Annotated in this window: 11 protein-coding genes; 6 read left to right on the top strand and 5 right to left on the bottom strand. The window is 64.1% G+C overall.

What is annotated here, in order from left to right:
• Positions 1–122 precede the first annotated feature (122 nt).
• Positions 123–602 carry a VOC family protein gene (locus ACTJK6_RS20510; protein ID WP_433867683.1) on the top strand — a complete coding sequence of 160 codons (480 nt, stop codon included), beginning with the start codon at positions 123–125 and terminating at the stop codon, positions 600–602.
• Between the two features lie 84 nt (positions 603–686).
• On the opposite strand, the gene ACTJK6_RS20505 is transcribed toward ACTJK6_RS20510, so the two are convergent.
• Positions 687–1997, bottom strand: coding sequence for a chloride channel protein (locus tag ACTJK6_RS20505; protein ID WP_260801213.1), 1311 nt, complete (start codon positions 1995–1997; stop codon positions 687–689).
• A 145-nt stretch (positions 1998–2142) separates the two neighbouring features.
• Here ACTJK6_RS20505 and ACTJK6_RS20500 point away from each other — a divergent pair, with 145 nt between their 5' ends.
• A complete protein-coding gene (locus ACTJK6_RS20500) occupies positions 2143–2712 on the top strand; it encodes an isochorismatase family cysteine hydrolase (protein WP_433867679.1) in 570 nt (189 codons plus the stop codon).
• Between the two features lie 24 nt (positions 2713–2736).
• Here ACTJK6_RS20500 and ACTJK6_RS20495 read toward each other — a convergent pair whose 3' ends face one another.
• From ACTJK6_RS20495 to prpR, 3 genes are all read right to left on the bottom strand, one after another.
• Complete coding sequence (locus ACTJK6_RS20495) at positions 2737–4083, bottom strand: GGDEF domain-containing protein (protein WP_440476733.1); 1347 nt, start codon at positions 4081–4083, stop codon at positions 2737–2739.
• A 237-nt stretch (positions 4084–4320) separates the two neighbouring features.
• Complete coding sequence (locus tag ACTJK6_RS20490; protein ID WP_440840003.1) at positions 4321–5019, bottom strand: HD-GYP domain-containing protein; 699 nt, start codon at positions 5017–5019, stop codon at positions 4321–4323.
• Between the two features lie 113 nt (positions 5020–5132).
• Positions 5133–7079 (bottom strand): propionate catabolism operon regulatory protein PrpR, encoded by a 1947-nt coding sequence (prpR, locus tag ACTJK6_RS20485; protein WP_440840001.1) that lies wholly within the window; start codon positions 7077–7079, stop codon positions 5133–5135.
• Between the two features lie 193 nt (positions 7080–7272).
• On the opposite strand from prpR, the gene prpB reads away from it, so the two are divergent.
• The 4 genes from prpB (at position 7273) to prpF (ending at position 13461) form a co-directional block, all read left to right on the top strand.
• The gene (gene prpB / locus ACTJK6_RS20480) at positions 7273–8169 is read left to right on the top strand and encodes a methylisocitrate lyase (protein ID WP_440840000.1); all 897 of its coding nucleotides are present in this window, start codon (positions 7273–7275) and stop codon (positions 8167–8169) included.
• Between the two features lie 35 nt (positions 8170–8204).
• Positions 8205–9374, top strand: coding sequence for a bifunctional 2-methylcitrate synthase/citrate synthase (gene prpC / locus ACTJK6_RS20475; RefSeq protein WP_440839998.1), 1170 nt, complete (start codon positions 8205–8207; stop codon positions 9372–9374).
• Positions 9375–9682: 308 nt separating this feature from the next.
• On the top strand, positions 9683–12280 hold the full coding sequence (acnD, locus tag ACTJK6_RS20470; RefSeq protein WP_440839997.1) for a Fe/S-dependent 2-methylisocitrate dehydratase AcnD: 2598 nt from the start codon (positions 9683–9685) through the stop codon (positions 12278–12280).
• Complete coding sequence (gene prpF / locus ACTJK6_RS20465) at positions 12277–13461, top strand: 2-methylaconitate cis-trans isomerase PrpF (protein WP_440839995.1); 1185 nt, start codon at positions 12277–12279, stop codon at positions 13459–13461. The genes acnD and prpF overlap by 4 nt, the downstream gene beginning before the upstream one ends.
• 81 nt (positions 13462–13542) lie before the next feature.
• On the opposite strand, the gene ACTJK6_RS20460 is transcribed toward prpF, so the two are convergent.
• Positions 13543–13851 (bottom strand): putative quinol monooxygenase, encoded by a 309-nt coding sequence (locus ACTJK6_RS20460; RefSeq protein WP_232038708.1) that lies wholly within the window; start codon positions 13849–13851, stop codon positions 13543–13545.
• Positions 13852–14005 lie beyond the last annotated feature (154 nt).

The following is a 14005-nucleotide window of genomic DNA, read 5'->3' as shown; positions in this document are numbered from 1 at the left end:
CTGCCGTAGGAATGTGCGAGAGTGCAAGCCACGGCAATGGCATCCACTTCACCTCACGGGCACGCGCACTCTGTGGAATGCCTCGACCGCACACGCCGATGCCCGCTCTTCAGGAGACACGCATGGTCAGCAAGAACACGATCTGTCTGTGGTACGACCGCGATGCGCTGGACGCAGCCAACTTCTACGCTAAGACCTTCCCTGACAGCAAAGTCACCGCTGTGCACCGCGCACCGGGCGAGTACCCGGCCGGCCAGGAGGGCGATGTGCTGACGGTGGAATTTACCGTGGCGGGCATTCCGTGCCTGGGGCTGAACGGCGGCCCGCAGTTCAAGCACAGCGAAGCATTCTCATTTCAGATTGCGACCGACGATCAGGCCGAGACGGATCGGCTGTGGGACGCCATCGTCAGCAACGGCGGGCAGGAAAGCGCGTGCGGCTGGTGCAAAGACAAGTGGGGGCTGTCGTGGCAGATCACGCCGCGCGCGCTCACTGCGGCCTTTACCGACCCGGACCGCGCAGCGGCCAAGCGCGCCTTCGACGTGATGATGACGATGCGCAAGATTGACATCGCGACGATTGAGGCGGCGCGGCGCGGTTGAGCCTTCCTGGCCGGTTGAGGAGTCGGTGCGCTGGTGAGCGTGCCGATACAAAGTGAGCGCGTTTGTGCCGTTAAACGAGCGCGCTCACTGCGCGACAGGGTGTCGCGCCAACGCCCGGAACCGGTGCGCAAGCGTGTGATAGAACGACGGCGACAGCGCCTTGGAGACCTGGCTGGACAGCAATGCCACGGCCATGAGCGGCAAGACCATCTCGTGGCCGTCGATCATCTCCATCACGATCACGAACGATGTGATGGGCGACTGCGTGACTGCCGCCAGGTAGCCGACCATGCAGAGCGCGGCAAGACTCGGCAACGGGATCGCCGATGTCACCAGCGACATGACGTTGCCCAGCCCCGCCCCAATGGCCAGCGACGGCGCAAAAATGCCGCCCGGAATGCCGGACAGGTACGACGCGATCAGCGCACCGAACTTGAGCACCGCATAGAACGGCGAGAGCGCCTGATGGGTCTCCAGCAGGCCCCGCGCTTCTGCATAACCGCTGCCGAACGTGGTGCCGCCCGAAACGAGGCCGATCAGCGCGATGGCGATGCCGCACAAAAAGGCAAACCACACCGGTTGCCCTTGTTTGATATCAACCAGCCGTGCAGGCATCCAGCGCGGTATGTTGAGCAGCAGCCAGCAGAACGCGCCGCCCGCCACGCCCGAAATGATGCTCGCGGCAATCACCACGGGCACCAGCGCCAGATGAAACTGCCCAATGGCCTGGATGCGCCCGAAATACAGGTAGTTGCCTTGCAAGCCCAGCGCGACCACGCCAGAAAAAATGATGGCGGTAATGAGCGTGCCGCTGTTGCGGGCCACGAAACTGCGCGTGAGTTCTTCAATGGCAAACACCACGCCCGCCAGCGGCGTGTTGAACGCGGCCGCAAGCCCGGCCGCTGCGCCTGCAAGGGCAAGCTGTCGCTCGATGTGCTTGCTGCTTCGACGATAGCCCCGCCGCATGGCGTACATGAGCGATGCGCCAATCTGCACCGTGGGGCCCTCGCGGCCGATCGTAAAGCCACAGAGGATGCCGAGGAACGAGACCACGATCTTGCCGAACATGATGCGCAGGGAGAGCAGCGCACTGGACAGCCGCCCGTCCTCCAGCGTCGCAATGACCTGCGGAATGCCGCTGCCCTCGGCACCGCGAAAAAACTGGCGCGTCAGCCAGATGGCAAGCGCCGCGCCAAGCGGTGTAATGACGATCGGTAGCCAGAACGCGTGCGACACCATGCCGCGAAAAAGCTCGAAGCCCAAATCGATGAGCTTGGCGTAGGCGACGGATACCAGACCCACGAGAACGGCACCGAGCCAGAAGATGCCGTAGTTTGCCCAGAGTCTCCTGGCCCGACGCACTGATCGATCTGCGATGTGGAGAGGAGAAAACATGAGGCTGGGGTGTCGGGTCTGGGAAGCGGAGATTATAAGACCCGACATGAGTCGGCCTAGTCGTGCGGCCTTGATCGCACGCGGCAGTCCAGGCAGCGATGCCGCGTGATAGAGTCGTCCGCCCCTCCCCGGATCGTGTAGCCCTATGTCGACATTCGCGCTTGTTCCCAAGCAAACGGCGTTGTTAGTCATGCACTACCAGACCGACATCATGGCGTTGTTTCCGGCCGTCGCACCCACGTTGCTCTCCAACACCCGCAAGCTGTGCGACGCCGCGCGGGCCAAGGGTGTGAGCGTCTATTTTGCGAAGTTCCACTTCAGCCCCGGCTATCCGGAAGTCAGCCCGTTGAACAAGAACGGGCAAGGCGTGAAGCAACTGGGGCTGTTCGTTGAAGATCGCATCTCGCCGGAGCTCGGTCGGCAGCCGGATGAGCCGATCATCATCGCGCACCGCGCCAGCGTGTTCTATGGCACCGATCTGCAGGTGCGGTTATCCGCCAAGGGCATCGATACCTTGATCATGGTGGGGGTGGCGTCGACGGGCGTGATGCTGTCGACCATTGCCCACGCGAGCGATGCGGACTACCGGCTGTTCACCGTGAAGGACTGCTGCTACGACCCGGACCCGATCGTGCACGACCATCTTTTTGCGACGGCGTTTGAATCGCGCACGACGGTGCTGTCGCTGGCGGATGCGCTATCGATGCTGGAGTAAATGGCGAGAAGTTGTCGGCGCGCTTCAGACGCTGACGACCTTGTTCTTGCCGGCGCGCTTGGCCTGATACATGCCGCGATCGGCGCGATGGATGGCCGCCATGGGCGGTTCGTCCTTGCCGACTTCGGCCACGCCGGCAGAGAAGGTGATGAACAGGCGGGTGTCGCCCGCTGCAAAGAAGCGCTGCGTGAGCGCCCGCTGCAGGCGGACGATGGTCTGCACACCTTCTTCCAACGGCGTATCCGGCATCAGGATCACGAATTCCTCGCCGCCAAAACGGGCGAGCGTGTCTTGTGGGCGCATCGATTCGCGGGCCACCTGGGCCAGGTGCGACAGCGCATCGTCGCCAAAGCTGTGGCCGTGCGTGTCGTTGATCGACTTGAAGTCGTCGATGTCCAGGAACGCAATGGAGAGCACGGTGTTCTGGCGCGCCGCACGGGCAACTTCGCGCTCCAGCGCTTCTTCCAAACCCTTGCGATTGAGCGCGCCGGTCAGCAGATCGTGGCGCGCCGACGCCGATGCCATGTCGAGCGCCTTGCGCAGTTGCGCCACCTCGGCGGCGGCCTCTTCGGCCTTGACCTTCATGGCCGACAGCACGTCGCGATTGCGGGCCGACTCCAGCGACATCCAGCGGGTGGCTGACAGCGCGTCCTGAATGGCCGGCGCGATCTCTGCGATGCTGTTGGCCGATTCGATCTTCTTGGCACAGGCTTCCATCTGGCGATGATGCTCGCCGGAGGTTTCAGCAGCAACGGACAGGCGCTCCATGAAGGCAGCCAGCAGCCGCTTCATCTCTTCCTGGGCTTCGATCGACTTCGACTTCAACGAGCTTTGCTTCTGAATCACCTCCATGAGGCGACGCCGCAGGTCATCCAGCCGGCGCAGGCTCACGGGGGCTTCGCTGGCTTTCATCAGGGCGTCGATCTGGCCGCGCAGCCAGTGATCGTCCAACGACAGCTCGCCGATGTTCTCGAACACCAACTGCAGCAGGCCCAGCAGCGCACGGCGGATCTCGTTCTGGTCTTCGGCCGCAAGCGACAACCGGTGGTTGAACGTCGAGAGCTTGGCGTTCAGATTGGCAAGGCTTTCAAATTCGGAGCGGCAAGCCCGGATCAGCGCCCAGGCGGCGGGGCCGATGCTGGCATCGTCTTCACCAAGCACCGGCAGGCAGCATTCCACCGTGCGCGCGAGTTGTTCGCACAACTCGCGTACCAGGGCCAGCCGTTCGGCGTCCTGGGCGTCTCCGTTTGGCTTGCTGCCGGCGATTTCGTAATAGATCGAGGCGAAGTTGTCTGGCGTGGGCGCCAACCTGCGTGAGGCCAGCAGCTTGAGGGCGTGCCGGGCGGTCTCCGAGGGATTGTTTTCTGTCATTCCGAACTACAGGTTGGCGAGCAGGGTTGGAGCGCGATTCTCCACGGTTCCGGCCCCACCGAAAAGCCGTCCAAAGGGTTGTGTGGGCATCGCGCTGCATGGCTGCAGCTCGCCAAATTTGGTGTCGAGGCAAACATCTGCGCCAAGAGCGTGATCCCGTTTGGCATGACGGGCGCACACGGCGTTTCATCGCCCCGGCATGTGCCGCCAGCAATGACGTGCTGCGCCGCGCGCCGGTTATCCAAGCGTCTGGATATACCTCAAGAATGAAGGGGATTCGCCTCGCGCTCCGTAGAACCGGATGACGCCCGACACGTCGCCGTACTGCTGCACCAGGCTTTCTGCAGCAGCACGAGCGCGCCGAACCCCTGCCACGTTCTTCAGGAAGCATTCCGCCAGCGTCGGGTCAAAATATCGGCCGCTCTGGTCGGCCACCACATCGAGCGCGTCGTCTTCCGGCATCCCCTGGCGGTAGACGCGTGGCTCAAGCATGGCGTCGAACGCATCGGCAATCGCTACGACCCGCGCGGCAAGCGGAACATCGTCACCCGCGAGGCCGCCCGGATAGCCGCTGCCGTCAAAATGCTCGTGATGATGGCGCGCGACGCTGGCTGCCAACTGCAGGATCGGGTCGGGCGTTCCGGCCAGCAGGTCGGCACCGATATCCGAGTGCCGCTGCATGACCTCTTGCTCTGAGTCGGTCAGGGAGGCGGGCTTGAGCAGCACGTCATCCGGAATGCCCAGCTTGCCGATGTCGTGCACGGGCGCCACAAGGTAGATGCGCCTCTGCTCGGCGTCGTCCAGCTCCAAAACGTTTGCCAGGTATGCCGCAACAGCAGCGGTCCGGATGAGGTGGCCCAGAGCCGACGGATAGCGCGACCCGCCAGCAAGCGTCAGGCTGGCGAGAATGATGTGGGGGCGGCTTTGTTGTGCCATGGTGTTGACCTTCTTGGTAGCGCGCCTGCCAGCACGCATTGAGGCTCGATGGAGGATTGCACGATAGTCATCGCGGCAGTCGACCGCAACCACCTACGCGGGGCAATTTTGATCTAACCCGCCTGCAACCGCCGCCACAACGTCGTCTTGCTGATGCCCAATGCCGCACATACGGCGTCGCGATCGCCGTCGTGGGCTGCCAGCGCTGCACGTATCTCTTCGGCTTCCACGCCACGGCTGCGCTCGCGCAGCGTGAGTGCAGCTGCTTTGCCGGGCGTGGCGTGGGCAAACACTTCCGGTGCAATCAGCCGCAGCACATCTTGCGTGACGGCGCTGGCGTCTTCGGTGTAAGCCAGCTCCACGGCAATCCGTTCGATCACGCTCTGCAGTTCTCGCACGTTGCCGGCCCAAGCGTAGCGCCGCAGCGGCTCGGCAATGCCGGCCAGCACACGGGCGGCCTCTTCGGTATCGGCAATGCGCAGCAGCAGGCGCGGTTCGCGGCGCGCGGCTTGCACGAGCAGTTCAGCGGCCAGGGGCATCACGTCGTCGGGCCGTTCTCGCAGCGGGGGCAGCGCAATGCTCAGGATGTTGAGCCGGTAGTAAAGGTCGGCGCGGAAGGTGCCGGCTTCTACCGCGTCTGTGAGCGCGCGGTGTGTGGCGGCCACCACGCGGATGTCAACGCGTGTGGGCTCGGTGGAACCCAGCCGCACCACCTCGCGCTCCTGCAACACGCGCAGCAGACGGCTTTGCAGCGGCAGCGGCATCTCGCCGATTTCATCGAGAAACAGCGTGCCGCGGTGCGCGGCTTCAATCAACCCGGTCTTGCCGCCCTTGCGCGCGCCGGTGAAGGCGCCCTCTTCGTAGCCGAACAGTTCGCTTTCCAGCAGCGCCTCGGGAAATGCGCCGCAGTTGATGGCGACAAACGGAAAATCGCGCCGCGCGCTGAGCTGATGCATGCCCTGCGCGACCATCTCCTTGCCCGTGCCGGATTCGCCCAGCACGAGCACGGTGGCGTCGGATTTGGCATAGCGACGCACCAGCGTGCGCACACGCTCCATCGGCATCGATTCGCCCACGAGGTCTTCGAGCCGGTAGCGCGCGCTGAACTGCTGCGGGCGCTGGCGTGAGCGCAATGTACGGTCCAGCCGCTCGACCGCACGGGATTCCTGGAAGGTGAAGACCGTGCCTTCAGAGGCACCGGCGCCGGTGCTCGTCAGCGGGCCACGGTGGATGACGTAATTCACGCCCCGCACGGTGCCCAGCGTGTCGCCGTCGGCATCGGGCAGCAAGCCGAACAGGCTGGGCGCAATACTCAGCAGCGGTTGCCCGATTGCCTGCTTGGCCTCGATGCCCAATGCAGTGGCCAGCCGCTGGTTGATGGCCTCCACGCGGCCCTGCGCATCCAGCGCGACCACACCGTCACGCAGATGCTGCAGGAGGTTGTCCAGCCGCTGGCGGCGCAGGGTTTCGCGGCGTGTGGCCTGTACGACTTCCAGCGCGGTATCGAAGGCCGCACGCACGGAGTCACGCGAATACAGGAACACGGCGTTCATGCCCGCCTGCGTTGCCAGGTCCGTCACCAAACCGGGGCCGACCACCACGCCCACGCCGCGATCGCGCAGGTCCAGCACGCAGCTCTCTGCGCCCTGGCGCGAGGTGTACGAGGCAAACACCACGTCCATGCCATAGGCGGCGACAAAGCGGCGCACCTCTTCGGGCGTGTCGCCGTGGGTGACGAGCGCTACCGATTCTGCATCCCGCCGTGCGCGCGCCAGCGCGTGCATCACGTCAAAACCCGTCGGGTTGATGACGACCACGGGCAGCGACAGACGCGGCTTCAAGTAGGCGCCGTTGGAACCGCCCGCCACCACCACGTCGGGCCGCTCTGTGCCGGCGGCCTCGATCTCGCGCACGATGTCTTCAAAGCCGCGCGTGATGACGCGCAGTTCGGCGCGGTCGTTGTATTCGGCGGCAATGTCGAGAAAGAGATCGCTCAGTCGGCTGATACCGCAGGCCCAGATGCGGGGGCGGTCGGTCAGGTCGGTTCCAGTGGGGCTCATGGTGCAGTGCGGCCGGAAAAACAGGGTTCACACATTATGCGCCGGGCTTTTCCATATTGAAATTGCGAATTTCATTTTTGAAATGGTGTGCGCCCGGGCGTCAACATCACATTCATACAAATCAAGGAGTTACAGCGGCTTGCGTGGGTGGCCCGCTTCCTGCTCTCTTAGGCCGATCTTTCTGGAGCCAGACATGAGCACAACGCAACGACACCCCACCAGCGCCGGCGCCAAATTCCGTGCCGCCGTGGCTGAATCCCAACCGCTGCAAGTGGTGGGCGCCATCACTGCCTACGCTGCCAAGATGGCCGAGCAGACCGGCTTCAAGGCCGTGTACCTGTCGGGCGGCGGCGTGGCTGCCAACTCGCTGGGCATTCCGGACCTGGGCATCAGCACGATGGAAGACGTGCTGATCGACGCCCGCCGCATCACCGATGCCGTGCAGATCCCGCTGATGGTCGATATCGACACGGGCTGGGGCGGCGCCTTCAACATCGCACGCACCATCCGTTCGTTCATCAAGGCCGGTGTGGCCGCCGTGCACCTGGAAGACCAGGTCGGCCAGAAGCGCTGCGGCCATCGCCCGGGCAAGGAAGTGGTTTCCACCGACGAAATGGTCGACCGCGTGAAGGCCGCCGTGGATGCCCGCACCGATGACGATTTCGTCATCATGGCCCGCACTGACGCAGCCGCCTCCGAAGGCATCGACGCGGCCATCGAGCGGGCCGTTGCCTACGTGGAAGCAGGCGCCGACATGATCTTTCCGGAAGCCATGAAGACGCTGGACGACTACTGCCGCTTCAAGGCCGCCGTGAAGGTGCCCATCCTCGCCAACCTGACCGAATTCGGCAGCACGCCGCTCTTTACCACCGACGAACTGCGCAGCGCCAACGTGGATATCGCGCTGTACTGCTGCGGCGCCTACCGTGCAATGAACGCAGCGGCACTCAACTTCTATCAAACGGTGATGCGCGACGGCACCCAGAAGGCCGCCGTGGAAACCATGCAGTCGCGCGCCGATCTCTACCAATATCTCGGCTACCACGCGTACGAAGACAAGCTCGACGCGCTGTTTGCCGCACAGAAATAACGCTACAAACCCAACGCATCCAAGGAGACCACACCATGAGCGAAGCCGATAACAGCACGCCGAACACCGGCGCCTTCAAGCCGAAGAAGTCCGTGGCCCTGTCGGGCGTGACGGCCGGCAACACCGCGCTGTGTACCGTGGGCCGCACGGGCAATGATCTGCACTACCGCGGCTACGACATCCTCGACCTGGCCGGCGCGTGCGAGTTTGAAGAAGTCGCCCACCTGCTGGTGCACGGCAAGCTGCCCAACAAGGCCGAACTGGCTTCCTACAAGGCCAAGCTGAAGGCGCTGCGCGGCCTGCCCGCCAACGTGAAGGCCGCCCTGGAATGGGTGCCCGCCTCTGCCCACCCGATGGACGTGATGCGCACCGGCGTGTCGGTGCTCGGCACCGTGCTGCCCGAGAAGGACGACCACAACACCCCCGGCGCACGTGACATTGCCGACCGCCTGATGGCATCGCTCGGTTCGATGCTGCTGTACTGGTACCACTACAGCCACAACGGCAAGCGCATCGAAGTCGAAACGGATGACGACTCCATCGGCGGCCACTTCCTGCACCTCCTGCACGGCGTGGAGCCGCCGAAGTCGTGGGTTGACGCCATGCACGTGTCGCTCAACCTGTATGCCGAGCACGAGTTCAACGCATCGACGTTTACCGGCCGCGTGATTGCCGGCACGGGCTCGGACATCTACTCGGCCATCACCGGCGCCATCGGTGCACTGCGCGGCCCGAAGCACGGCGGCGCCAACGAAGTCGCCTTCGAAATCCAGAAGCGCTACGACACCCCGGACGAGGCAGAAGCCGACATCCGCCGCCGCGTGGAAGCCAAGGAAGTCGTGATCGGTTTCGGCCACCCCGTGTACACCGTGTCCGACCCGCGCAACAAGGTCATCAAGGAAGTCGCGCGCAAGCTGTCGAAGGAAGCCAGCAACACCAAGATGTTCGACATTGCCGAGCGCCTGGAAACCGTGATGTGGGACATCAAGAAGATGTTCCCGAACCTGGACTGGTTCAGCGCCGTGTCGTACCACATGATGGGCGTGCCGACCGCGATGTTCACCCCGCTGTTCGTGATCGCACGTACGTCGGGCTGGGCAGCGCACATCATCGAGCAACGCATCGACAACAAGATCATCCGCCCGAGCGCCAACTACACCGGCCCGGATGACCTGAAGTTCGTACCGATCGGTAAGCGCCCGTAAGAAGGCAAGAAAGGAACGTCAATCACAAACCACAGACGGTTTGGCCGTTGACGTTCCGGCCCTAGATGGCGCCTTGAATTTTTGTTGCAGAGAGGAAAAAGGAAGGGGAACTGTCTGAGCGAAGCGAGTTTTCCCCTTCCCCTCTCTGCGACATAAATTCAAGGAGTCTTTCGCCATCTCGGGCGCGCCTTTCTTTGCTTACTTTCTTTGGCAAGACAAAGAAAGTGAGTCGGCCCCGGCAGGGGACGAAACCGGTGGATGCACAACAGCATCAACCGCAGACCGAACACCAGGCAGGCACAAGCACCATGAACACCACCCACAGAAAGCCCCTCCCCGGCACAAAGCTCGACTACTTCGATGCTCGCGAAGCTGTAGAAGCCATCAAACAAGGCGCCTACGACAAGCTGCCCTACACGTCACGCGTGCTGGCCGAAAACCTGGTCCGCCGCTGCGACCCCGCCACCCTCACCGATTCACTCAAGCAACTCATCGAACGCAAGCGCGATCTGGATTTCCCTTGGTTCCCGGCGCGCGTGGTCTGCCACGACATCCTGGGCCAGACCGCGCTGGTGGATCTGGCCGGCTTGCGCGACGCCATTGCCGACCAGGGCGGCGACCCCGCCAAGGTCAACCCGGTGGTGCCGGTGCAGTTGATCGTCGACCACTCGCTGGCCGTGGAGTGCGGCGGCTTCGACCCCGATGCCTTCGCCAAGAACCGCGCCATTGAAGACCGCCGCAACGAAGACCGCTTCCACTTCATCGACTGGACCAAGCTCGCGTTCAAGAACGTCGACGTGATCCCGGCGGGCAACGGCATCATGCACCAGATCAACCTGGAGAAAATGTCGCCCGTCATCCAGGCGCATGACGGCGTGGCTTACCCCGACACCTGCGTCGGCACCGACAGCCACACGCCGCACGTGGATGCACTCGGCGTGATCGCCATCGGCGTGGGCGGCCTGGAAGCCGAGAACGTGATGCTCGGCCGTGCATCATGGATGCGCCTCCCGGACATCGTCGGCGTGGAGCTGACCGGCCAGCGCCAACCCGGCATCACCGCCACCGATATCGTGCTGGCGCTGACCGAATTCCTGCGCAAGCAGAAGGTGGTGGGCGCCTACCTCGAGTTCTACGGCGAAGGTGCATCCAAGCTGACGCTGGGCGACCGCGCCACCATCTCCAACATGGCCCCCGAGTACGGCGCCACCGCGGCGATGTTCTCGATTGACGACAACACGCTCGACTACCTGCGCCTGACCGGCCGCACCGACGAGCAGGTCAAGCTGGTCGAGACGTATGCCAAGACCGCGGGCCTGTGGTCCGACACGCTCAAGCACGCTGAATACGAACGCGTGCTGCGCTTCGACCTGTCGAGCGTGGTGCGCAACATGGCCGGCCCGTCCAACCCGCACGCGCGTGTGGCAACGACGGACCTGGCCGCCAAGGGCATCGCCGGCAAGTGGGAAGAAACGCCGGGCCAGATGCCCGATGGCGCAGTCATCATCGCGGCCATCACGAGCTGCACGAACACCAGCAACCCGCGCAACGTGATTGCCGCCGCGCTGCTGGCGCGCAACGCCAATCGCCTGGGCTTGACGCGTAAGCCGTGGGTGAAAAGTTCGCTGGCGCCGGGCTCCAAGGCCGTTGAGCTGTATCTGGAAGAAGCCGGCCTCAAGCACGAACTCGAAAAGCTCGGCTTCGGCATCGTCGCGTTTGCCTGCACCACCTGCAACGGTATGAGCGGCGCGCTGGACCCGAAGATCCAGCAAGAGATCATCGATCGCGACCTGTACGCCACGGCTGTGCTGTCGGGCAACCGCAACTTCGACGGCCGCATCCACCCGTATGCCAAGCAAGCGTTCCTCGCGTCACCGCCGCTGGTGGTGGCCTATGCGATTGCGGGCACGGTGCGTTTCGATATCGAACGCGACAGCTTCGGGACGGATGCAAACGGCAAGCCGATCCTGCTCAAAGACCTGTGGCCGACGGACGAAGAGATCGACGCCATCGTGCGTGCGTCGGTCAAGCCGGAGCAGTTTCGCAAGGTGTACATCCCGATGTTCGAACAGCGCAGCGCTTCTGTGGCCAATGTGAGCCCGCTGTACGACTGGCGCCCGCAGAGCACCTACATCCGCCGCCCGCCCTATTGGGAAGGCGCGCTGGCCGGTGAACGCACGCTCCAGGGCCTGCGCCCGCTGGCGGTGCTGGGAGACAACATCACGACCGATCACCTCTCGCCTTCCAACGCCATCCTGGCGAGCAGCGCCGCAGGTGAATACCTGGCCAAGATGGGCCTGCCGGAAGAGGATTTCAACTCGTACGCCACTCACCGCGGCGACCACCTGACCGCGCAGCGTGCGACGTTTGCCAACCCCACGCTCATCAACGAGATGGCCGTGGTCGATGGCACCGTGAAGAAGGGATCGCTCACGCGCATCGAGCCCGAAGGCAAGGTCACGCGCATGTGGGAAGCCATCGAAACCTACATGGACCGCAAGCAACCGCTGATCGTGATTGCCGGCGCCGACTACGGCCAGGGCAGCTCGCGCGACTGGGCCGCCAAGGGCGTGCGCCTGGCCGGCGTGGAAGTCATCGTGGCGGAAGGCTTTGAGCGCATCCACCGCACGAATTTGATCGGCATGGGCGTGCTGCCGCTGGAGTTCAAGTCGGGCACCACGCGCCTCACGCTCGGCATTGACGGCACCGAAACCTTTGACGTGGTCGGCGAACGCAAGCCGCGCGCGGACCTCACGCTCATCATCCATCGCAAAAACGGCGAGCGCGTGGAAGTGCCCGTCACGTGCCGCCTGGACAGCGATGAGGAAGTGTCGATCTACGAAGCCGGCGGCGTGCTGCAGCGTTTCGCACAGGACTTCCTTGAGTCTTCCAAGGAGGCAGCATGAGCCATCCCGCGCAAGTGAAGATTCCCGCCACCTACATCCGTGGCGGCACCAGCAAGGGCGTGTTCTTCCGTCTGCAAGACCTGCCAGAGGCCGCTCAGCAGCCGGGCGCCGCGCGTGACGCCTTGCTGATGCGCGTGATCGGCAGCCCCGACCCGTACGGCAAGCAGATCGACGGCATGGGTGGCGCCACGTCGAGCACCAGCAAAACGGTGATCCTCAGCAAAAGCACGCGCCCGGACCATGACGTGGACTACCTGTTTGGCCAGGTCTCCATCGACAAGCCGTTTGTCGACTGGTCGGGCAACTGCGGCAACCTCTCCGCAGCGGTCGGCCCGTTCGCCATCAGCAACGGGCTGGTCGACCCGAGCCGTGTGCCGCAGAACGGCACCGCCATCGTGCGCATCTGGCAGGCCAACATCGGCAAGACCATCATTGCGCACGTGCCCATCACCAACGGCGCGGTGCAGGAGACGGGCGACTTTGAGCTGGACGGCGTCACCTTCCCGGCGGCGGAAGTGCAGCTCGAATTCCTCGACCCCGCAGCCGAGGAAGACGGCGACGGCGGCGGCGCGATGTTCCCCACCGGCAACCTCGTCGACGACCTGGACGTGCCCGGCGTGGGCACGCTCAAGGCGACGATGATCAACGCGGGCATCCCGACGATCTTCATCAACGCAGAGGCCATCGGCTACACCGGCGCCGAGCTGCAGGACGCCATCAACGGCGATGCGAAGGCGCTGGCGATGTTCGAGAGCATCCGCGCGCACGGCGCGGTGCGCATGGGGCTGATCAAGAGCATCGATGAAGCCGCCACGCGGCAGCACACCCCGAAGGTGGCGTTTGTCGCACCGCCAAAGGACTACGTGGCGTCGAGCGGCAAGCAGGTCGGCGCGGGCGATGTGGACTTGCTGGTGCGCGCGCTGTCGATGGGCAAGCTGCACCACGCGATGATGGGCACGGCGGCGGTGGCCATCGGCACGGCGGCGGCCATTCCGGGCACGCTGGTCAACCTGGCCGCGGGCGGTGGAGAACGTGGCGCGGTCCGCTTCGGGCATCCGTCGGGCACGCTGCGCGTGGGCGCAGAGGCCAAGCTGGTGGACGGCGAATGGACGGTCACCAAGGCCATCATGAGCCGCAGCGCACGTGTGCTGATGGAAGGCTGGGTGCGCGTGCCGGGCTGAACCCGCGAGCGGCGCACGTTAACAAGACCGCCGCATCCGGCTGATGGCTGGGTGCGGCGGTTTCTTTTTTTCTCTCGGAACTCAGCTTGCGCCGGTGTTCTTCATGCCGAGCACCTCGATGGGCGCGATCTCGGGCGGTGAGGCCAGCAGCTCGGCCGCATTCGCCATGAGCGCCTTGGCAATCGGGCCGTCGAGATGTGCCTGGCGATCCTGCTCGCTTGCAAACGCATCGAAGATGCCGAAGACGTTGGGCGCAATGCGCAGTGCAAACCAGATGGGTGTGGTTGCTTCCTGGTTGGCCATTTGCAGACCCGCCGACAGAAAATCGGCGACGGCCTGTTCCTTGCCCGGTTTGGCAGTCAGCCGGGCAAACAATGCGTACTGAATCATTGAAGTCTCCTGATACGCGCGCAGAGGGGGGGCGCGGTCAGGCCAACTCTATGCCGAAAACCGGCAGGCCGCGTCATACGAACACGCGTACGAGCCGTTCCGCACACGGCGGTAACGGCTCGATGACGGGCCAGACGCACAGACCGGCCCGCCG

It is taken from the genome of Ralstonia sp. 22086 (genome assembly GCF_052045975.1).
Lineage (GTDB): Bacteria > Pseudomonadota > Gammaproteobacteria > Burkholderiales > Burkholderiaceae > Ralstonia > Ralstonia wenshanensis.
This window is presented reverse-complemented; position numbering and strand designations above follow the sequence as displayed.